The 21,661-nt window shown below is 57.7% G+C and carries 16 protein-coding genes; 10 read left to right on the forward strand and 6 right to left on the reverse strand.

Annotated features, from left to right (window positions below):
• The first annotated feature begins 1 nt into the window (after position 1).
• Together dusC and FCN45_RS06160 are read left to right on the forward strand one after the other, a co-directional pair.
• The gene (gene dusC, locus FCN45_RS06155) at positions 2-952 is read left to right on the forward strand and encodes a tRNA dihydrouridine(16) synthase DusC (protein WP_137385415.1); all 951 of its coding nucleotides are present in this window, start codon (positions 2-4) and stop codon (positions 950-952) included.
• 177 nt (positions 953-1,129) lie between these two features.
• Positions 1,130-2,338, forward strand: a complete 1,209-nt coding sequence (locus FCN45_RS06160; RefSeq protein ID WP_101763166.1) for an MFS transporter — start codon at positions 1,130-1,132, stop codon at positions 2,336-2,338.
• Between the two features lie 44 nt (positions 2,339-2,382).
• On the opposite strand, the gene FCN45_RS06165 is transcribed toward FCN45_RS06160, so the two are convergent.
• Complete coding sequence (locus FCN45_RS06165) at positions 2,383-3,993, reverse strand: inorganic phosphate transporter (protein WP_137385416.1); 1,611 nt, start codon at positions 3,991-3,993, stop codon at positions 2,383-2,385.
• Positions 3,994-4,155: 162 nt separating this feature from the next.
• On the opposite strand from FCN45_RS06165, the gene FCN45_RS06170 reads away from it, so the two are divergent.
• On the forward strand, positions 4,156-5,181 hold the full coding sequence (locus FCN45_RS06170) for a transporter (protein ID WP_110865772.1): 1,026 nt from the start codon (positions 4,156-4,158) through the stop codon (positions 5,179-5,181).
• Between the two features lie 83 nt (positions 5,182-5,264).
• Here the strand turns inward: FCN45_RS06170 and FCN45_RS06175 are convergent, their stop codons facing one another.
• Together FCN45_RS06175 and FCN45_RS06180 are read right to left on the reverse strand one after the other, a co-directional pair.
• On the reverse strand, positions 5,265-6,317 hold the full coding sequence (locus FCN45_RS06175; protein WP_101763163.1) for a L,D-transpeptidase family protein: 1,053 nt from the start codon (positions 6,315-6,317) through the stop codon (positions 5,265-5,267).
• A 196-nt stretch (positions 6,318-6,513) separates the two neighbouring features.
• Positions 6,514-8,328, reverse strand: coding sequence for a glycoside hydrolase family 15 protein (locus tag FCN45_RS06180; RefSeq protein ID WP_137385417.1), 1,815 nt, complete (start codon positions 8,326-8,328; stop codon positions 6,514-6,516).
• A gap of 117 nt (positions 8,329-8,445) precedes the next feature.
• On the opposite strand from FCN45_RS06180, the gene FCN45_RS06185 reads away from it, so the two are divergent.
• The gene (locus tag FCN45_RS06185; protein ID WP_110865774.1) at positions 8,446-9,222 is read left to right on the forward strand and encodes an SDR family oxidoreductase; all 777 of its coding nucleotides are present in this window, start codon (positions 8,446-8,448) and stop codon (positions 9,220-9,222) included.
• Here the strand turns inward: FCN45_RS06185 and FCN45_RS06190 are convergent, their stop codons facing one another.
• The gene (locus FCN45_RS06190; RefSeq protein ID WP_137385418.1) at positions 9,223-9,798 is read right to left on the reverse strand and encodes a DedA family protein; all 576 of its coding nucleotides are present in this window, start codon (positions 9,796-9,798) and stop codon (positions 9,223-9,225) included.
• Between the two features lie 166 nt (positions 9,799-9,964).
• Here FCN45_RS06190 and FCN45_RS06195 point away from each other — a divergent pair, with 166 nt between their 5' ends.
• The 3 genes from FCN45_RS06195 to FCN45_RS06205 all read left to right on the forward strand — a co-directional run bounded on the left by FCN45_RS06195 (position 9,965) and on the right by FCN45_RS06205 (position 14,400).
• On the forward strand, positions 9,965-10,552 hold the full coding sequence (locus FCN45_RS06195; protein WP_101763159.1) for a Yip1 family protein: 588 nt from the start codon (positions 9,965-9,967) through the stop codon (positions 10,550-10,552).
• A gap of 222 nt (positions 10,553-10,774) precedes the next feature.
• Complete coding sequence (pbpG, locus tag FCN45_RS06200) at positions 10,775-11,704, forward strand: D-alanyl-D-alanine endopeptidase (RefSeq protein ID WP_137385419.1); 930 nt, start codon at positions 10,775-10,777, stop codon at positions 11,702-11,704.
• A 254-nt stretch (positions 11,705-11,958) separates the two neighbouring features.
• The gene (locus FCN45_RS06205; RefSeq protein WP_137385420.1) at positions 11,959-14,400 is read left to right on the forward strand and encodes a DUF3772 domain-containing protein; all 2,442 of its coding nucleotides are present in this window, start codon (positions 11,959-11,961) and stop codon (positions 14,398-14,400) included.
• Between the two features lie 313 nt (positions 14,401-14,713).
• Here the strand turns inward: FCN45_RS06205 and dld are convergent, their stop codons facing one another.
• Positions 14,714-16,423 carry a D-lactate dehydrogenase gene (dld, locus tag FCN45_RS06215; RefSeq protein WP_137385422.1) on the reverse strand — a complete coding sequence of 570 codons (1,710 nt, stop codon included), beginning with the start codon at positions 16,421-16,423 and terminating at the stop codon, positions 14,714-14,716.
• A gap of 154 nt (positions 16,424-16,577) precedes the next feature.
• Between dld and bglX the strand changes: the two genes are divergently transcribed.
• Positions 16,578-18,875 carry a beta-glucosidase BglX gene (gene bglX, locus FCN45_RS06220; protein ID WP_137385423.1) on the forward strand — a complete coding sequence of 766 codons (2,298 nt, stop codon included), beginning with the start codon at positions 16,578-16,580 and terminating at the stop codon, positions 18,873-18,875.
• Between the two features lie 145 nt (positions 18,876-19,020).
• On the forward strand, positions 19,021-19,884 hold the full coding sequence (locus FCN45_RS06225) for an oxygenase MpaB family protein (protein ID WP_137385424.1): 864 nt from the start codon (positions 19,021-19,023) through the stop codon (positions 19,882-19,884).
• 3 nt (positions 19,885-19,887) lie between these two features.
• Here the strand turns inward: FCN45_RS06225 and FCN45_RS06230 are convergent, their stop codons facing one another.
• Positions 19,888-20,181: a hypothetical protein gene (locus FCN45_RS06230; protein WP_137385425.1), complete on the reverse strand. Its 294-nt coding sequence runs from the start codon at positions 20,179-20,181 to the stop codon at positions 19,888-19,890.
• Positions 20,182-20,406: 225 nt separating this feature from the next.
• Between FCN45_RS06230 and FCN45_RS06235 the strand changes: the two genes are divergently transcribed.
• Positions 20,407-21,519 carry a suppressor of fused domain protein gene (locus FCN45_RS06235; RefSeq protein WP_137385426.1) on the forward strand — a complete coding sequence of 371 codons (1,113 nt, stop codon included), beginning with the start codon at positions 20,407-20,409 and terminating at the stop codon, positions 21,517-21,519.
• Positions 21,520-21,661 lie beyond the last annotated feature (142 nt).

Below are 21,661 nucleotides of genomic sequence, written 5' to 3' on the forward strand. Positions count from 1 at the left end.
CATGAGGGTGTTGCTGGCGCCGATGGAGGGCGTGCTTGATTCGCTGGTGCGTGAGCTGCTCTCCGGGGTGAATGATTATGACTTGTGCGTGACCGAGTTTTTGCGCGTGGTCGATCAGCTGCTGCCGGTAAAATCCTTCTATCGTTTGTGTCCTGAGCTGCATAACCACAGCCGCACGCCGTCAGGCACGCGCGTTCGCATGCAGCTGCTCGGGCAATACCCCGAGTGGCTGGCCGAGAACGCCGCGCGCGCGGTAGAACTCGGTTCCTGGGGCGTTGATCTCAACTGCGGCTGTCCGTCGAAGCTGGTCAACGGCAGCGGCGGCGGTGCCACCTTGCTGAAAGATCCCGAACTGATCTATCGCGGCGCGAAAGCGATGCGTGAAGCGGTGCCGGATCATCTGCCGGTGACGGTGAAAGTGCGGTTGGGCTGGGATTCTGGCGATCGTCGTTTTGAGATTGCCGATGCGGTGCAGCAAGCTGGTGCCAGCGAGCTGGTGGTGCACGGTCGTACTAAAGAAGACGGTTATCGCGCCGAAAGCATTAACTGGCAGGCGATTGGCGAAATCCGCCAGCGTCTGCGCATTCCGGTGATCGCCAACGGTGAGATCTGGAACTGGCAGGACGCGCAGGATTGCATGCGCATTACCGGCTGCGATGCGGTGATGATAGGGCGCGGCGCGCTCAACGTGCCGAATCTGGCGCGCGTGGTGAAGTACAACGAAGCGCCGATGGCGTGGCCCGACGTGGTTGCCTTGTTGCTGAAGTACACTCAGCTGGAAAAGCAGGGCGATACCGGCATGTATCACGTGGCGCGCATCAAGCAGTGGCTTGGCTACCTGCGCAAGGCGTATCACCAAGCCGACGGCTTGTTCAGCGAAGTGCGCACCTTGCGCGTTTCCGCCGATATTGCTGATGCAATTGACCGACATGCCACACGTATCATCGCATAATCACCAATACGCACATTTCGTAGCAGCGCGATTTATTGCGCCATATGAAAGACCGGATGTGTGCTCATTATTTCCTCCAATCTGTTAGTACTTTATAACTAAAAAAGTCGCGATCTCTTAGCAGGCTAAGGTTATAGTTATTGTCCATTTTCATCACCGTTCCCGACGCCACTTTCCATGTCTGACGCCGCTGTACTGAGTAACGCTCAGTTAAATAAACGTATTCTCTCCGTCATTGTTTTCACCTTCTTTTGCTACCTTTCGGTGGGTTTGCCGCTCGCGGTGTTGCCGGGATTCGTGCATAACCAGCTTGGATTCAGCTCGTTTATCGCCGGATTAATCATCAGCCTGCAATATTTCGCTACGTTATTAAGCCGCCCGCACTCCGGTCGTCTGGCGGATCGCTTTGGTCCGAAGCGCGTGGTGATGATGGGATTGGTGTTCTGCGGCATGAGCGGCGTGTTGTCGATTATCGCCGCGCTGTGCAGCGACATGCCGCTGCTGAGCCTGGCGCTGCTGGCGGCGGGGCGCTTGTTCCTCGGCGTGGGCGAAAGCTTCAGCAGTACCGGATCGACGCTGTGGGGCATGAACATTGTCGGTCCGCTGCAAACCGCGCGGGTGATCTCGTGGAACGGCGTAGCCACCTATTTCGCCATGGCGATTGGTGCGCCGCTCGGTGTGCTGCTGAATCAGTGGTTTGGCATCAGCGGCTTTGCTGGTTTGGTGGCGATCATGGGCGTTGCCGGATTCTGGATGGCGAGTCGCAAAGCGGGTGTCAGCGTCTCCGCCGGCGTGCGCATTCCGTTTCATCGCGTGGTCAGCCGCGTGTGGATGTTTGGGCTGGCGCTTGGCTTTGGCACCATCGGTTTCGGCGTAATTTCCACCTTTATCACGCTCTATTTCGCCAGCCGCGACTGGAGCGGTGCGGCGTTCGCGCTGACGCTGTTCAGCCTCGGCTTTGTGATTGTGCGCCTCGGTTTTGGTCGCTACATCACGCGTTTCGGTGGCCTGAAGGTGTCGCTGGTGTCATTCGTGCTGGAGTGTGCCGGACTGCTGCTGATTTGGCAGGCCGACAGCATCTGGCTGGTGGATTTGGGCGCGTTTCTCACCGGCGGCGGTTTCTCGCTGGTGTTCCCGGCGCTGGGCGTGGAAGCGGTGAAGCGTGTACAGCAGCAGGATCAGGGTTCGGCACTCGGCACCTATTCGGCGTTTCTCGATTTAGGACTGGGATTAACTGGTCCGGTGGCGGGCTTGCTGATTGGGCATTGGGGCATGCAATCGGTCTATCTGGCGGCGGCGCTGATGGTGCTGGGCGCGTTTGCCATCACGCTGCGTCTGCACCAGCAACACGGCCGGCAGACGGCCGCGCAAGCGCTGAGTGAATAACGCTTCATCGGCAAACCCCCGTGCGCCGCCGTTGTTTACCGCAGTTAAAAGTGGATAAACAGGGCGTAAAGCAGTCCCGAAAGTAACACGGACACCGGCAGCGTCAGCACCCACGCCATCGCCAGATTGCGGATGGTGGCGAGTTGCAGACCTGAACGGTTAGCGGCCATCGTACCGGCGACGCCGGATGAGAGCACATGGGTAGTAGAAACCGGCAGGCCAAACGCGTCGGCCGCGCCGATGGTCGCCATCGCTACCAGCTCAGCGCTGGCACCTTGCGCGTAGGTCAGATGGGTTTTGCCGATGCGTTCGCCCACCGTCACCACAATGCGACGCCAGCCAACCAGGGTGCCGAGACCCAGCGCTATCGCCACCACCACTTTCACCCACATCGGGATAAAGCGCGTGGCGGCATCCAGCTCTTTCTTCACCGCCGCCAGGTTGCGCGCGGTCTCTTCCGGCAGCGCTACTTTGGCGCTTTGCAGATGCTTAATGGTTTCGGAGGCCAGATACATGTCGTTTCGCGTGTTGGTCACCGCCTGCGCCGGGATATTCTCCACTGCGCCGTAGCGACGAATCTGGTCGCCGATATCGCCCAGCATCATGCCGAGCGCCGGCAACACCTGTGGACGAGTCTGGCTGGTGCGCACGAATTCGGTCAGCACCTCGCGCGGCGCGGGCATGGCGGCAGGCGCCGGTTGCAGCGTCAGCAGCTGCTGTTCCGTCACCTGAGTTAAGGCGGCGACGCGCGGAATCTGCTCCGGCGGCAGCGAGCGGTTCAACGCGTAGGCAATTGGCATGGTGCCGACCAGAATCAGCATGATTAGGCCCATGCCTTTCTGTCCGTCATTCGAGCCGTGCGCGAAAGAGACGCCGGTGCAGGTGAGGATCAGCAAGCCGCGAATCCACACCGGCGGCGGCTGGTTGCCCTTCGGCGCTTCATACAGCTGGCGATTGCGGATAAAGGCTTTCATCGCCAGCAGCAGCAGTGCGGCGCAGACGAAGCCGACAATCGGCGACAGCAGCAATGCGTAACCGACTTTAATTGCCTGATCCCAATCCACGCCGCTGGTACCGCTGCGGCCATGCAGCAAGGCGTTCGCCACGCCAACGCCGATAATCGAACCGATCAGCGTATGCGAAGAGGAGGCCGGTAAACCAAAATACCAGGTGCCGAGGTTCCAGATAATCGCCGAGAACAGCAGCGCATAGACCATGGCAAACCCGTGGCCGCTGCCCGCTTGCAGAATCAACTCCACCGGCAGCAGCGAGATGATGCCGAACGCCACCACGCCGCTGGAGAGCAGCACGCCCAAAAAGTTACAGAAACCGGACCACATCACCGCCACGCCCGGCGACAGCGAATGGGTGTAGATCACCGTGGCGACGGCGTTGGCGGTATCGTGGAAACCGTTCACAAATTCAAAACCGAGCGCAATGATCAGCGCCACGCCGAGCAGCAGGAACGGTGTGTAGCTGGTGACCGGCGCACCGGTCTCTTCAACGTCATTAAACAGGTTGATGCCGGCATACAGCAGGCCAGCGATCAGCAACAGTACAAAGATCAGACGTGAGGCAGGGCCGTTGCCGCGGTTAAGGTTCGGGCGTCCGCTGTGGGACGAGGAGGTCGATGCAGGTAAACTGTTTTCAGCCATAAAACACCTCAGTGTTAAATCACGATGCTCGAACGGCACCCGTTAATGGCAGTGTGATACGTGGTTTGTATGACAGAATGATGATGGCGCACGCCCGGTGTCATCTTGCTGCAACATCCCTGTCGCACGCTGTGGATCTGACCGCTCGGGAATGACCTGCTAATGCTCCAGCCCGTACTACCGCTCGCCTCGCTGCCGGACTTCAATAACGACGTCGCCGGACTGATTCATGGTTATCTGTTTACGCCCGCGTCGCTGCCACAGCGGCTCAATGCACGCGAAGCGGCACAGCTGGCGCAGCAGCAGCTGCCGGAGTCGACCTTTATCTGGCTGCACATCAACCTTAATCACGCGCGTGCTGAACGCTGGGTTCAGGACCACTTTGGCGTAGACCACGATTTTTTCGACGAGATACATTCTGCTTCGCCGCGCACCCGTTTAGCCCAGCAAAACGATGCGCTGCTGGCGGTACTCAATGACGTCACCTTCAGTAAAGAGGAGCGCAGCACGCAGAACGCCACGTTGTGGATGTGGTGCTGCCCGCGTGTGGTGGTCACCGCGCGTTTTCGCCCGGTTGGCATGATCGAACGCATGCATCAGCAGATGAATGAACTGAAGTTCGCCGAGCCGGATGCGATGCTGCTGTGGCTGCTTGGCGAGCAGGAAGCGCAGCTGGAGCAAGTGGTGCGGCGTTCCAGTCAGGCGGTGGATGCGATTGAAGAGCGCTTGCTGAGTGCGGCGATCAAAACCAATCGCAGTGAGCTGGGACAACTGCGTCGTATGCTGCTGCGCGTGCAGCGTTTGCTGGCACCGGAACCAGCGGCGCTGTTCCGCTTGCTGAATCGTCCGCCCAAATGGCTAAAGCGTGAACCCCTGGGCGAGCTGCGAATTTTCACCGAAGAGTTCAGCGTGGCGCTGAATGATTTGGCGAGTTTGATGGAGCGGATTCGTTTGCTGCAGGAAGAGATTGCCGCACGATTGATGGAGCAGAGCAACCGCACGCTGTTTTTGCTGACGGTGATTACCGTGCTGGCGTTACCGATCAATATCGTGGCGGGATTTTTTGGCATGAACGTGGGCGGAATTCCGCTGGCGAATAATCCGCACGGCTTTTTGCTGCTGGTGTTGGTAGTGCTTGCGTTTACCCTGGTGGCGGGTTGGCTGGCGTTTCGACGACCGCGTGATTGATGAACGTTGCGCGATGAATCGCGCCGCTACGGTAGGTGCATGTATCTGTAGCGGCGCAATTTATTGCGCGTCTTAACGCGCGATTACAGGCTGGTGGCCGGCTGCGCTGCTGGCGCTGCGCCGTTGATACCTTGCGGCGTCATTGGCTCTTCTTTCGGCAATGCGTCAGAAGACTCCTGAACCGGCACCGGTGCTGGCTGCACTTCGCCAGCTGGACCGTTGATTTTGATCGGCATACCGTTACGCGCCTGGATAGCGTTGTTGACCGCATCCTGGTTGGTGCTGGCATCGGCAATCACTTTGGTCACAGCGGAAGTCAGGTTGATCGGCACCACTTCGCGTGAATTGAACTGCTCTTCGGTGGTCGACAGCGGATTGTGTACTTCCACGTAGCGCGAACCATCTGGCTCAACGGTGGCTTTCACCGGCTGATCGATGAACTGTACGCGCGTACCAACCGGCACGTTGTCGAACAGCCATTTGATGTCGTCAGCACGCAGACGCACACAGCCGTGGCTTACGCGCAGGCCGATACCGAAGTTGGCGTTAGTGCCGTGAATCGCATACAGACGGCCGATATAGAGCGCGTGCAGGCCCATCGGGTTATCCGGACCCGCCGGGAACACCGCAGGAATGCTCTCGCCGCGTGCCGCATATTCTGCGTGCATCGCTTTGGTTGGTGTCCAGGTTGGGCCATCTTTCTTACGCTCAACCTTGGTCGTCCAGTTGACCGGCGTATCTTTACCCAGCTCGCCGATACCGATTGGCAGCACGACCACGGTCTTGGTGCCTTTCGGGTAGTAGTAAAGACGCATCTCAGCGCTGTTGATCACGATGCCTTCACGCGGCGCGTCAGGCAGAATCAGCTGCTGTGGGATGATCATTTTAGTGCCAGCTTTTGGCAGATAAACGTCAACGCCCGGATTGGCTTCCAGCATATTGCTGAGGCCCATCTGATACTGTGCAGCAAAGGCTTCCAGCGGAAGTTTGCTGTCATCAGGGACAGTGATTTCAATGTTTTCGCCGATCAGACGGCTGTTAGCCGGCGGCAGCGGATAGACTACTGCAAATGCCGACTGGCTGAACGCCGCCAGTGCGAGGGCGAGTGAAGCGAACGCGCGAATGCTCATTTTCATGTTTTTCAAGTCGTTATGGCCATGTTTCAGGCTTGTCAGTGTGTCGAATCCATCGTGGTCAGTATGACCCGCTGCGCATTATATGTGCATTGGCGCATTGATGGAAATCAGGATTTTTACTGGCTGCATATACTTTACGCAATTCCTTGTCTTTACCCGACAATTCCCTTCGATCCGCAGCCCAAAATGTGAATTTTTACGGCTGCCACAGCGTCACTTCATTACTCAGTTTACGATTGAGGAAAAAAGCGGCACTGATTAACGCCAGATGCGTCAACGCCTGCGGCATGTTACCCAACGCTTCGCCGTGTGAGGTGAACTCTTCGGCGTACAAACCAAGCGGATTGGCGTAACTCAGCAGCTTTTCAAACTCAAAATGCGCCTCATGTACGCGACCCGCTCGCGCCAGACACTCCACATACCAGAATGAGCAGGCACCGAAAGATCCTTCTCCGCCGGTTAAAGCATCGGCAGGCGTCTCGTGAATGTTATAGCGTCGGACTAAACCGTCGCTCACCAGATGCGTTTTAATTGCGTCCAGCGTCGAAATCCAGTCGGGATCGGTGGAGCTGACAAAGCGCACCAGCGGCATCAGCAGCATCGAAGCATCCAGGAAATTGCCGCCGCGCGTCGCGGTGAAATGGCCCAGCTCCGGGTTCCAGAAGTTCTGCCAGATATCGTCGCGGATCTCGCTGCGCACCTTATCCCAGCGGTCGTACGGCATCGGCAGCGAACGTTTCAGGCCAAGGCGCAGTGCGCGATCGAGCGCGACCCAACACATCAGGCGTGAATGCAGGAAATGTTCCGGCTCGCCGCGCATCTCCCAGATTCCGGCATCGGGCTGATTCCAGTTCACGCAGACGTAATCGATCATATCGGAGACGTACTTCCAGCCGCGATGCGAAATCGCTTCGCCATATTTGTTGGCGAGATAAATGGCATCCATCAGTTCGCCGTAAATATCGAGCTGCGTCTGGCGCCAGGCATCATTGCCGATGCGCACCGGACGTGAATTGGCGTAGCCGGAAAGATTGAGCAGCTCGGTTTCGTGTAGCTCGGTGCCGCTGTCGAGGCGATACATCACTTGCAGATGCGGCGTGTCGTCGTGGCTGTGCTCGACGCAGCGGCCGACCCATTTGGTAAAGTCGCGCGCTTCTTCGGTGTAGCCTAGGCGCATCAGCGCGTACATGCTGAATGAGGCATCGCGGATCCACGAGGCGCGATAATCCCAGTTGCGCTCGCCGCCCAACTCTTCGGGTAAGCCGAAAGTAGCGGCGGCGGCGATGGAACCGTGCTGATGCGAAGTGAGTAACTTCAGTGCCAGCGCTGAACGCGTCACCATCTCCTGCCAGCGGCCGCGGTAGGAACTGTGGCTGCTCCAGCGTCGCCAGTACTCCAGCGTGTCGTGGAAACAGTGCTCGGTGGCGATGGTGGCCACGTTAGGATCGTCATCGTTACCAAAGACAAATTCAGCGGTTTCCCCGGCTTTCAGAGTGAATTCCGCCACCGCGCTGTGATTCTCGCGCGTCATCACCACCGAAGCGCTGAGGCGCAACGCCGGTTGTCCCGACGCAAGGAAGGCGATACCGCCGGGCCGCAGTTCGGTGGTGGTTTCGGCGCGCGCGTAATCGTGACGTGGCGCACACAGCAGATGAAAGGTGGCGGTGCCGCGTACCATCTTTACGCGGCGCACGATACGCGGCACTTTGCTCTGCTCATCGCAGATCGGCATGTAATCGGTGATCTCTGCCACGCCCGCGTCATCCAGCCAGCGGGTTTGCAGAATATTGGTATCCGGTAAATAGAGCTGTTGCTGGCGGGCATTTTTCCAGTCCGGCGCGAGGGAGAACAGGCCGGCCTCATCGCTGTCCAGTAGCGCGGCGAAAATTGACGGGCTATCAAGCGCCGGCCAGCAGAGATAATCGATGGTGCCATCGTTAGCAATCAGTGCGCAGGTGCGTAAATCACCAATCACGCCATGGTCGTCTATTCTGCGTTTAATCTCGCTCATCGTGCCCCCTTTGCCGTAGGTAATTGTTAACTATAGACGAAACGGCAGATTCGGCGGCCCCGAGGCACAGAAGGATAACTTCTATACTGTAAAGACACCCTCAATCAGGAGAATGTTATGAGCTTAGGAAAACAGAAAGTCGCTGTGGTTACCGGATCCAGTTCAGGCATTGGTCGCAGCTGTGCGGTGATGCTGGCCGAAGCGGGTTATACGCTGGGCATCACCTGGAGTTCGGATGAAGAGGGCGCCCAGGAAACCGCGCGCATGGTGGAAAGTCGTGGACAGCAGGCGCAGGTGCGGCAGGTTGACCTCTCCGATCCGCAAGCTGGCGCTCAGCAACTGACGCAGCTGATCAACTCGCTGGGGCGCATTGACGTATTGGTGTGTAATGCCGGCGTGATGACCAAAGCCGACTTTCTCGATGTCACCTTTGAGGATTGGCGCAAAGTGTTCAACGTGGATGTCGATGGCGCGTTTCTTTGCGGGCAGATTGCCGCGCGCCATATGGTTGATCAGGGCGACGGCGGACGCATCATCAATATTACGTCGGTGCATGAACACACGCCGCTGCCGGATGCCACCGCCTATACCGCTGCCAAACATGCGCTCGGCGGCTTGACCAAATCGATGGCGCTGAGTCTCTTACCGCACCATATTCTGGTGAACGCGGTCGCACCGGGCGCAATTGCCACGGCGATGAACGATATGAAAGATGACCAGCAAGGACGACGTATGCCGGAAATCCCGATTGGGCGTCCCGGCGATACGCGTGAAGTGGCGAGTTTAGTGGCATGGCTCTGTTCGGAGTGGGCAACTTATACCACCGGACAATCGTTTATTGTCGACGGTGGTTTTATGTTGGCCAATCCGCAGTTTAAGGGGTACCACTCGTAATCAACCGGCGCGGCGGTGATTCCAGTGGCGAATGATGTAACGCAAGACGATGCCAAAAATCACCGCCGCCGCCAGCCACAATAGCGGCTTGAGGTGCTGATCGATCTTGTGCAGCCACGGCGCGACAATCTGTCCGGCAAAGTAGCCAAGCGAGACAAAGATCAGCGCCCACAGCGCCGCACCAACCACGTTCAGAATGAAGAAACGCAGCGGCTTGAGGCGGCTGGTGCCAATAATGATCGGTCCGACAATGCGGAAGCCGTACATAAAGCGCACGCCAATCACGAACAGGCTCGGGTGTTTTTGAATTAGCCGCTTAGCCTTGCCAATTGTTTCCTGATGTTTACTGAAACGGCGCAAAATGCGCGTGCCATAACGGCGTCCCAGCCAGAACAGCAGCTGATCGCCAATAATGCCGCCGATCATCGCCGCCAGCACCACGCCGCTGAAGTGCAATAAGCCTTCATGCGCCGCCACACCGCCCAACAACGTGAACGTTTCCCCTTCGGCAATACAACCAATCAGCAGCGCCAGATAACCGTATTGGGTGATTAATCCATTGATATCGAGATGCAAATTATCCTCCCTGCAAAGTGTGAAATCGCTATTAGTGTATACCAGCGGCTTAATTTGTGTGGCGCCCCGCAAAAACGGCGACGACGATTATACTTGAGCTAACGCTGCCTCCGTTGATCAGGCCGTTGGCTGTAAGGGCAGCCCATCGCAGCAAAGGAGTAAATGTATGAATCATGTCTGGGGTTTACTGGCGCATCCAGGTCAGGAAATGCGCGATATTAAACAGGAAAATGAGAGCGTTTCGCACCATTACACCCATCATGTTCTGCTAATGGCGGCGATCCCGGTGATCTGCGCCTTTATCGGTACCACGCAGCTGGGCTGGAATCTGGGCGAAGGGCAGTTCGTACAACTCAATCTACTGACCGGTATCGGTCTCGGCATTCTGTTCTATCTGATTATCCTCGGCGGCGTGGCGGTAATGGGCCGCGTGATCCACTGGATGGCGCGTAACTATCCGCAGCGTCCCAGCTTGCAGCGCTGTACGGTGTTTGCCGGCTATGTGGCCACGCCGCTGTTTCTTAGCGGGCTGGTGGCGCTCTATCCGCTGGTGTGGCTGTGCGTGCTGGTGGGCGCGATGGCGCTGGTTTACACCGGTTATCTGCTTTACGTCGGCATCCCGGTGTTCCTGAGCATCGACCGTGATGAGAGCTTGCGCTTCTCCGGATCGACATTGGCGATTGGTGTGCTGGTGTTTGAAGTGCTGCTGGCGCTGACGGTGGTTCTGTGGGGTTACGGGCCACGATTGTTCTGAGGAAGGCCTGGTCGGCATCAATGGCGACCTTCCCGCAACACGCACTCACCTCGTAAGGTCGTCATTCATGGCGACCTTTTTAACGCCCGGAAACAATCTCAATAAGAAATTTCTCAAGTAAGTGCGTATGATACTGCTGCCAGCCCGCATCCCGTCTGGATTGTTGCGGGCGGCCTGTGTCTCAACACAGCGCAAAACTCCTGACCGGATTTTTTTGACACGATGTCTGCAAAAATGCGTATTTCCTTGCTGTCGCTGGCGCTGTTTGTCGCCGCGCCAGCCGCTATAACGCCCGCGCTCGCTGCGCCGGCGGCACTCGCAAACCTGGCGCCGATTGCACAACCGCAAATCGCCTCCGGCAGTGCCATGATTGTCGATCTGGAAAACAACAAAGTGCTGTTTTCCAGCCATCCTAACCGCGTACGTCCGATCGCCTCACTCACCAAAGTGATGACGGCGATGGTGGTGTTGGATGCCAAACTGCCGATGGATGAAATGCTGTCGGTGGATATCAGCCATACCGCTGAGATGCGCGGCGTGTTCTCCCGCGTCAAACTGAACAGCGAAATTAGCCGCCGCAACATGCTGCTACTGGCGCTGATGTCCTCGGAAAACCGCGCTGCCGCCAGCCTGGCGCATCACTATCCGGGCGGTTACGATGCGTTTATTCGCGCCATGAACGCCAAAGCACGCTCACTTGGCATGACGCACACGCGCTATGTCGAGCCGACGGGCCTGTCGATTCAGAACGTTTCCAGCGCGGAAGATCTGGTCAAGCTGTTGAAAGCCACGCGACAGTACCCGCTGATTGGCGAACTGAGCACCACCAAAGAAGACACCGCCGTATTCAAACATCCGAGCTACGCGCTGCCGTTCCGTAACACCAATCATCTGGTGTACAAAAACGACTGGCGCATCCAGCTGACCAAAACCGGTTATACCGATGAAGCCGGGCACTGTCTGGTGATGCGCACGGTGATCAACAACCGTCCGGTGGCGCTGGTGGTGCTGGATGCCTTTGGTAAATACACCCATTTCGCCGATGCCAACCGCCTGCGCGACTGGCTGGAAACCGGCAAAGCCGCACCGGTTCCGGCCGCTGCGCTGGCGTACAAAAAGCAGAAGTCAGGTTTGACCGCGAATAATGAATAACTGGATTTAAAGCACGCACATACCGTAGCGGCGCAATCTATTGCCCATTGCAGATTCTGCTGGATGCGCAATAGATTACGCCGCTACAGATTGTGCGTTGTGTTGTTAAGCTCATCTGCAAAAACGCTTATCGTTAGCGCCAAAGTTTTACACCTTCATTCCTATAGTTTCAGTGTCGGCAACGTCTTAAACTAGCCGCCATTCACGATCGCACTTGCGTTTATCGGCTGTTATTACGCTGGAATCTCATTCATATGTTCAAGTTTCGTCATCTGTTTACCCCGTTTTTACTGCTGCTTGTGCTGTTAGCTCCCACGCTGAGCGTGGCCGCAGATACGCCGCCCAACGATCAGGCAGAGGACGCCGCACCCAAGGTGAATGCCTCGGTCGAGCTGCCTAAAATGCAGAAAATTCTCGACAAAATTAAAGGCCAGGTCTCGGGCGATACCAATGAAAGCCAGCTCAACCAGCTTAATGAGATGGCGCTGGAGCTTTCCGGTAATGCCGAAACCCTCGGCCAGGCGTTGATCCCGCAGGGCCAGCAATTGGATGCACAATTGGCGGTTCTTGGCCCGGCACCGAAAGCCGACAGCGGCGTGAAAGAGACGCCTGAAGTGACGCGCAAACGTGCGGCGCTGGAGAGCCAGAAAGCCAAGCTGGACGATCAGATCAAACAAGCCGATGGCATCAAAAACGGTGCGCTGGTGCTGTCATCGCAGATCGTCAACCTGCGTCGTGACCAGCTGAAAAGCCAGCTGGCGCTGAACTCTGGCAGTATCCTTGGCCCGCGCTTCTGGGCGCCGCTGGTTAGCAGTCAGGATCTTGATGGCGAGAAGATCAGCGAGTTCATTACTGAATTGCAGGACACCGCCGCGCTGTCGTGGGAATCAGGCTGGCGTTACGGCACCGTTGCCTGGCTGTTTGCCGCGATGCTGGTGATGACGCTGGGCCGTCGCTACAGCGAAGAGTTCTTTGCCTGGGTCAGCATTCATAAGATGCCGGAAGGGCGCTTACGTCGCAGCTTCCTCGCCGCCACCACCGCGCTCACCACGCTGGCCGCGGTGGTGATCACCTTTAACTTCATCGCGCTGGCCTTTACCCGCCGTGATGAAGTCTCGGGTGATGTGCAGGATTTTGTTGATCGGCTGGTGCAGCTCAGCGTCTATTGCGGCTTGATTGCCGGCTTAGGCCGCGCGTTCCTCTCCACACGTCGCCCAAGCTGGCGTTTGCCGGCCATCTCCAACGAAGTCGCGCAAGCCCTGAAGCCGTTCCCGCCGTTCACTGCGGCGCTGGTGTTTATTTTTCAGACGGTGGAAGCCTTCAACTACAGCGTCGGCACCAGCCTGAATACCACCATTTTTGCTAACGGCTTGACCGCGCTGCTGATTGGCAGCACCGGACTGGCGATCGGCATGCGCATCAACCGCGTACGCCGCCGCATGGTGCAGGAAGGTCAGCAGCCTGAAGCGCGTTCAACGTTGGTGGGATTGGTGCAGCTGGCGCTGATGCTGACGGCGCTCGGCATCCTGATTTCACTGATCATCGGTTACGTCACGCTGGCGCGCTTCCTTAGCTATGAAGTGATTTGGTGCGGCATTTTGTTTGGTTCGTTCTACTTCCTCAGCCATCTGGTGAATGACGGCTGCGAAAGCCTGTTCTCCACCAGCAATGCCACCGGCAAGCGCCTGCAAACCACGCTGAATATTGATGAGCGTTACCTGCAACAGGCGGCGACGCTGCTCAGCGCGCTAGGTAAAACCGTGCTGATTGCCATTCTGGCGCTGGCACTGCTGAACGGCACCTTTGCCTCATCAACGCCGATTGAGCTGATCCAGAAGGTGATTGAGTTCTGGGGCGGCAAAGGGCTGGAGTCACTGAACATTGTGCCGGCGCACATGGTCAACGCGATTCTCTGTCTGGTGGTGGGCATTTACGTGCTGCGTTCGGTGCGTCGCTGGCTGGATAAAGATTTCCTGCCCAAAACCACCATGGACGTCGGCATGCGCGTGTCGCTGGTGACGTTGTTTAGCAATATCGGTTACGTGCTGATTATCCTGCTGACGCTGTCGATTATGGGCCTGCAGTGGAACAAACTGGCGTGGATTGTTAGCGCCTTGTCGGTCGGTATCGGTTTCGGCTTACAGGAGATTGTGAAGAACTTTATTTCCGGCCTGATTCTGTTGACCGAGCGTCCGGTGAAAGTGGGCGATCTGGTGAGCATCAGCGGTATTGAAGGGGATATCCGTCGTATTAACGTGCGCGCCACCGAAATTCAGCTCGGCGACAAATCGACGGTGATTGTGCCGAACTCGCAGTTTATTTCGCAGAACGTGCGTAACGCCACCATGGGTAATGCGCAGGGCGTGGTCACCATCTTGCTGACGTTCCCGCTGGATATCGATCCGGTGCGGGTGCGTGAAATTCTGCTGGAGGTGTATCAGGAGAACGAACGTATTCTGGAGACGCCGGAGCCGTCCGTGTCGTTCAAAGATTTGACGCCGGCGGGTATCGTGTTGAGCGTCACCGGCAACGTTGCCGGTCAACGCCAGATTTCCGGTGCCAAGAGCGATCTGCTGTTCGATATTCTGACGCGTCTGCGTAAAGAGGGCATTATGCTGTCGACGCCGCAGACCATGATCATCGAGCGCCGCGCCGTGGCCGCAGCACAAGATCAGCAAAGCGATCCGTTGCCATAAATGCGTAGGGTGGCCATTTATGGCCTAATGCTCGTCAGTTAAGCCGACGACGAGTGCGCAGGCCGGGGCCACTTTTGGTCCGGCGGTCCTCGCGCCGCTTGCGCGGTACCTTCACTTCGCTCGTTTGCCTGACGGACCGGCGGAGACGGGACGTCCCTGCCCCGGCTCCGCCTTTCGCCCGCGTCCTGCGGGCTCTCCTGGCTTCCTCGTTTCGTTCAGCGCTGCGGATTGCCGGCCCAAAAGCGTCCCCGGCCTGCTCCGAAGCTTCAGTGAGTGCTGCTAAAAAGGGCACCTTTACCGCCGCCGCCCGGTCTCAAACTTTCACCGCCCAACCTTTCTGCTTACTGGTTTTCCCAATTCCTGGATTAAAACTGTTGGTGGGATCGAGCTGCTGATAAAACGCCTGCAGCTGCGGTTTCGCCTGATACAGATGGCCCACGTTATGCTCGGCCGGATACTCGGCGCCGCGCGCGGCTAAAATCGCCAGCATCTTCTCTTTTAACGCATGCGCATCCACGCCTTTTTTCACGATGTAATCCTGATGGAACACGTGGCAGAAGAAGTGGCCGTAGTAGAGACGGTGGATCAGATCGTTATCGAACTCGGGCGGCAGTCGTTCAAACCACGCTTCATCATTACGACGCAGCGCGATATCCAGCGCCAGAATGTCTTCCACTTCATCGGCATGCACCGCGTGATAGCGCACCGCAGCACCGGCGGCGGCAAAGCGATGCAGGAACGCGTGCGCGCCCTCTTTGGCGTCACAGGCGAAGAACGCGCCGCCGCCTTCGCGGAAATATTCGGTCAGATAGGCCTGCGCTTCGGCGACGCCGTCGCCGGACATCTTCAGCATCAGGTGATGCTCATATTTGTCGCGATACTGCTTCAGGCGTTTAGGCAGATGCGCCGGTAGCCAGCTGCTGACGCGCTGCAATAAACGATCGGTGAGATGCGGTTTCACCCAGCTCAGCTTGCCCAGCCAGGCATCCACGCGGCCTTTCAGGGTGAAAAACAGCGGCATTTTGTCGGTGCCGAGTTTATCAATCATCACGAAGGTATCTTTGCCGTACACCTCGGCGATGTCGAAAATGTCGCGGTGCATATATTCGCCCGCCACCGGCAGATGGGTAAATTCCGCCAGTATATGGCGGCGAATATCGCCCAGTTCCGCCGGATTATTGGTGCCGATGTAGAACACCTGTTGCTGCGGTTCGGTGGGGAAGGTATCCAGACGCACGGCAAACACCGCCAGCTTACCGGCGCAGCCGGAGGCTTCAAACAGGCGACGCTCATCGGCGTTGAAGCGCGCTGGCGTCTCTGCATGGATATCGCGCAAGCGTTCGGCGTATTCATGATCCGAGGCGTGGCGTTCATCCCAGCGCACATCGCTCTGCTGCCAGCGATCGTCATCCAGCCGACCCAACATCTCTTCCGGCGAATGGCCGAGATCGATGCCGAGATGGTTCACCAGCTTGAGTTTGCCGCTGGCATCAATCTGCGCAAACAGCGCCATTTCGCTGTAGGCCGGACCGCGTTTGATCAGCGAACCGCCCGAGTTATTGCAAATCCCGCCCATTACCGAGGCGCCAATGCAGGAGGAACCGATCACCGAATGCGGCTCGCGGCCAAGCGGCTTAAGCGCTTTTTCCAGCTGATAAAGCGTGCTGCCGGGGAAGGCGAGGATCTGTTTGCCGTTGTCGATCAGCTGCAACTTATCCAGACGCAAGGTGCTGATGATCACCACTGGACGATCGTAATCGTTGCCGTTTGGCGTGGAACCTTCGGTCAGGCCGGTGTTGGCGGCCTGCATCAAAATGATCGCATCGGCGCTCACCAGCGCCTGCAACGCACGCCACAGCTCAAGCAGCGAACCGGGGAAAATCACCGCCAGCGCTTCGCCTTCGCCCGAGCGAAAACCTTTACGGTAGCGCGCGGTCTGTTCCGCGTCGGTTAACAGGTTCGACGATCCGACCAGACGACGCAGTTCGGCGAGCAGAGTAGGGTGCGAAGTGTTGTTATTCATTGGCCTATCCTTGTCTTTAACATGGCGCTTTTACTGTAGCATGCGCCAGCGACAGGAGCGCGGTGTGACATGGTGGCTACCTGCTATCCTCATCTTGTGGCAAACTGCCCCGGTTATTTCGATATTGCGCAGTCACTTAAGAGAACCCGACCTGATGAAATGGATTTACTCTGTTAGCCTCGCTGTCTCCTTAGCCATGCAACCCGCTTTCGCGGACGATCTGTTTGGCCCACATCCGATGACTGAACAGGCGCGCGACGCCTTTGTGAATCAGCTGCTCAGCAAAATGACCCTTGATGAAAAAATCGGGCAGATGCGTTTGATCAGCGTAGGACCGGATACGCCAAAATCGGCGATTCGCGACATGATTCAGCACGGTCAGGTCGGGGCAATTTTTAACACCGTGACGCGTCAGGATATTCGCGCCATGCAGGATCAGGTGATGCAGCTCAGTCGCCTGAAAATTCCGCTGTTCTTCGCCTATGACGTGGTGCACGGTCAGCGCACCATTTTCCCGATTCCACTTGGCCTGGCGGCAAGCTGGGATCTGGATGCCATCGCCGAGGTGGGACGCGTCTCTGCTTATGAAGCCGCGGATGACGGCCTCAACATGACGTGGGCGCCGATGGTTGATGTGTCCCGCGAACCCCGTTGGGGACGCGGCTCGGAAGGCTTTGGTGAAGACACCTTCCTCAGCGCGCAAATGGGCAGCAGCATGGTGAAAGCCATGCAGGGCAAAAGCGCGGCGGATCGCTACTCGATCATGACCAGCGTGAAGCACTTCGCGGCCTACGGCGCAGTGGAAGGTGGACGAGATTACAACACCGTCGACATGAGCCCGCAGCGCCTGTTCCAGGATTATCTGCCGCCGTATAAAGCCTCATTGGATGCGGGCAGCGGTGGCGTGATGGTGGCGCTTAACTCATTGAATGGCACACCGGCTACGGCAGACAGTTGGCTGCTGAAAGACATCCTGCGCGGCGACTGGAAGTTCAAAGGCATCACCATTAGCGATCACGGTGCGATTAAAGAGCTGATTAAACACGGCGTGGCCAGCGATCCACAGGATGCGGTGCGCATTGCGATGAAATCAGGCATCGACATGAGCATGAGCGACGAGTACTACAGCAAATATCTGCCGGGCCTGGTGAAGAGCGGCGCGGTGAGCATGGCGGAAGTGGACGATGCCGCGCGCCATGTGCTGAACGTCAAATATGACATGGGCTTGTTTAACGATCCTTACAGTCATTTAGGGCCGAAAGAGGGCGATCCGCAGGACACCAATGCGGAAAGCCGTTTGCATCGCGCCGAAGCGCGTGACGTGGCGCGTAAAAGCATTGTGCTGCTGAAAAACTGGCGCGAAACGCTGCCGCTGAAGAAAGACGCCACCATTGCGTTGGTGGGTCCGCTAGCGGATAGCCAGCGCGACATCATGGGCAGCTGGTCGGCCGCCGGCGTGGCGAAACAGTCGATTCCGCTGCTGCAAGGCGTGCGCAATGCGATGGCGGGCAAAGGCACGGTGCTGTACGCCAAAGGCGCTAACATCACCGACAACAAAGGCATTCAGGACTTCCTCAATCTGTATGAGCAGGCGGTCAGCGTGGACAAGCGTTCACCGCAGGAGCTGATTGACGAAGCGGTAGCGCAGGCGAAAAAAGCTGATGTGGTGGTAGCTGCCGTGGGTGAAGCGCAGGGCATGGCGCACGAAGCCTCCAGCCGCAGCGATTTGGTGATCCCGGAAAGTCAGCAGAAGCTGCTGGCCGCATTGAAGGCCACCGGCAAACCGCTGGTGATCGTGCTGATGAACGGCCGTCCGCTGACGGTGGTGAAGGAAGATCAGCAAGCCGATGCGATGCTGGAAACCTGGTTTAGCGGTACTGAAGGCGGCAACGCGATCGCCGATGTGCTGTTCGGCGATTACAACCCGTCGGGCAAGCTGCCGGTCTCCTTCCCGCGTTCGGTGGGCCAGATTCCGATTTATTACAACCACTTGCCAACCGGTCGTCCCTACAACTTCGCCAAGCCGAACAAGTACACCTCGCACTACTACGATGCGGTGAACGGTCCGCTTTATCCGTTTGGTTACGGCCTGAGCTACACCACCTTCACGGTGTCGCCGGTGAAGATGTCGTCACGCACTATGCCGCGTAACGGCTCGGTGGAAGCGTCAGTGACCGTGACCAATAGCGGTAAACGCGATGGTGCAACCGTGGTGCAGCTCTATCTCAACGATCCGGTCGCCAGCATTAGCCGTCCGGTGCAAGAGCTGCGCGGCTTCCAGCGCATCATGCTGAAAGCCGGTGAATCGCAGACCGTGAAGTTTAAGATCGACGTTGATGCGCTGAAATTCTGGAACCAGAAGATGCAGCAGGTTGCCGAGCCAGGCAAAATCAACGTGATGATTGGACTGGATTCGGTGCGCACGCAGGATGCACAGTTTGATTATCTGTAATCGCTGATGCCCCTCACCCTAACCCTCTCCCGCACGCGGGAGAGGGAACCGATGGGTGCGGTATTCAATCCCGGCTCGATCCTCTCCCTCTCCCGCGTGCGGGAGAGGGCCGGGGTGAGGGCAACAACCGCACAAGCACAAACCCATGAACATCCGCGAACGCATCCAACAGCAAGTTTTCCGCCTCAACGGCCTGTCACTCAACGAATTCGACATTTCGCAACCGCCTGGCGATCCCGGCTTATTTGGCCCGGACCACGTTATCTGGCGCGTCCATGGCGACTTCCCCTCGATGCTGTGCGGCGGTATCAGCGCCTTAATGTTGCAGATGCTGCACCCGGCGGCGCTGGCGGGCGTGTGGGATCACTCCAATTTCCGGCAGGACATGATGGGCCGCCTGCGGCGCACCAGCCAGTTTATCGCCGTCACCACCTTCGGTAACACCGCCGATGCCAACATCCTTATCGACCGCGTCAAACGGATTCACCTGCGCGTCACCGGCGTCGATAACGCGGGCAAGCCGTATGCCGCCAGCGATCCGCATCTGCTTACCTGGGTACACGTTGCGGAAACCAGCCGTTTTCTGGCGGCGCATCTGCGCTACAAAAATCCACAGCTCAGCCTGGCCGATCAGGATCGTTACTATCAGGAAGCGGCATTAGTTGCCGAGGCGCTTGGCGCACAGCGGGTGCCGAAAAGCGTGCAGGCGGTTGAGGCGTATCTACAGATGATGCGGCCCGAGTTGCTCTGTGATGCGCGCACGCTGGAGGTGATGCAATTGCTGATTAACGCGCCTGCACCCAGCTGGCAGGCGAGACCGGCAATGCGCGTGATGCTGAAAGCAGGAATGGGATTGTTGCCTGACTGGGCACAACAGCAGATTCAGCAGCCAGTTGGGCCGCTGACGCAGTGGCGTGTGGATCGGGAAATGGCGGTGATTGCCGGGCTGCTGCGCTGGTCGATTCAGCGCGGCGCTTATACCCGCGCCATGCAGCGCATGGGCCGCTAAGCGTTACAAATGCAGCTCATCCTCTTTCTGCGTGTAGGTGCGCGGTGTGCGCGCTTCACGTTTTAGTGCCTGCTGACGTTGCTGATAATGGTGCAGCATCATGCCAAGTCCGAGGCCAATCAGCGCCAGCGGCAGCAGGCTGTAATAGATATCAAGCGGTAATAACACCAGCAACGCCACGCCGCTCAGCAACAGCGTCAGCGACGTCATCACCCATGTATAACGGATAAACAGCCACACCAACATCGCGAAAATAACCACGTCACGCAGGTTCAGATCGAGGTTTTGCAGCACCATGATGGCAGCTCCAAAGAGGTGAATGCGCAAACCATATCACGCGAAATTGTAAAAGAATCGCAAATTAATCTGAAGCTTGTCAGCGTGTTAAGCGGCAATTGATAAGCCGCACTCATCTTTCCCTTCTGGCACTTTGAGAGTTTTACCCTTGTGTCACATGGCACGAGTGCCGATCCTGCTCTATTCTCGGGGAAAATGGATTCCTCCAGGTAATATCGAGGCGTTATGACCCACCAACCTCTGATTGCTGAGGTGCCGAATCAGCAACACACACTAACCGCGATCGTCGAGCAGGATGCGCGTACGGCCTATTTTTATATCTGGCCGAATGACCTGTTTCGCAGCCAATACGCGGTGCGCGGCTGCTGGCTGCGTAACCTGCTGCCTGCGCCCGCGCAGGAAGATCGTGAAGCTATGGAGCAGGGCATCGCGCCGCTGCTCAGTGCCGAGTATTGCCGCACGCTGGAAGCCGAGCCAATGCTCGATACCGCCGGCTTACAGGTGCTGTGGGAGCCCAGCGACGACGGCGCCGCGCTGTGGTATTACGGTCAACTGCTGGCGGTGATCCCCGGCTGGAGCCTGTATCAGGATAAGCAGGTGAGTTTTTCTGCTGCCTGCATCAAAGAGAATCGCCTGACCGCACCGCTGGGATCGGCCTCCACCAACGATTACTACGCGCGCGCTGAACAGCAGCGTCACTTCTGGCGTGACTGGCACGACGGACACTTGTGGGATGTGGTGCAGCGCGAGCTGATGCAGTGTTATCAGGCGCAGTTTGGCGAATCGGTAAAATATTACTCCATCGATCAAGGCAACTGGCCGCCAATGGCGATTTCGCAGCACTTGCACAATGGCGTTTGGTATTTCCTGACGCTTGGCATGGGGATCCGTCCGATGCCGCAGGTGGATCACCTGTTTGACGAGCTGGCGCCGCAGTATCGCCGCGTCGAGCTGGCGATGGCGGTGGACGGTGAAGTGATGACCGAAGCCAATGCGGTGCAGATGGCGAGCGCGCTGGCTGAGTTTGCCCATCTGCCGTGGGCACGCCTGACCTGGATTGGCGAAGGGCATACGCTGGCGTCGGAAGTGGCGCCGGTTGGCTTTGAAAGCTTCCTGCTGGCCAACGATCTCGCTCCCGAAGCGGCGCAATTCCGCCTGCCGAAACGCGATGGCGACCGCGTGAATCTGCTGTGGTCCACGCCAATTACCGAAGCCGAACGCCAGTTTGCGCAGGCTGACGATCGCGGTGGGCAGCAGCTGCTGCAACGTTTGCTGGCGGACGGCAATAATCATGTGTTCCGGCCGCGCCAGGAAGTGGTTGAAACTCCCGCTCCGTAAATCAGGTCGGCATCGATGCCGACCCTACGATTTTAAATTATCACCCAAATCAACTATTTCACTGCTTTGTGATCGTGCTCACCTCAAGTTCCCCATTAACACGCCGTTAACCTCGATCAGGCAACTCGCCAACCAGGGTAAG

The organism is Pantoea sp. SO10 (assembly GCF_005281435.1).
Lineage (GTDB): Bacteria > Pseudomonadota > Gammaproteobacteria > Enterobacterales > Enterobacteriaceae > Pantoea > Pantoea leporis.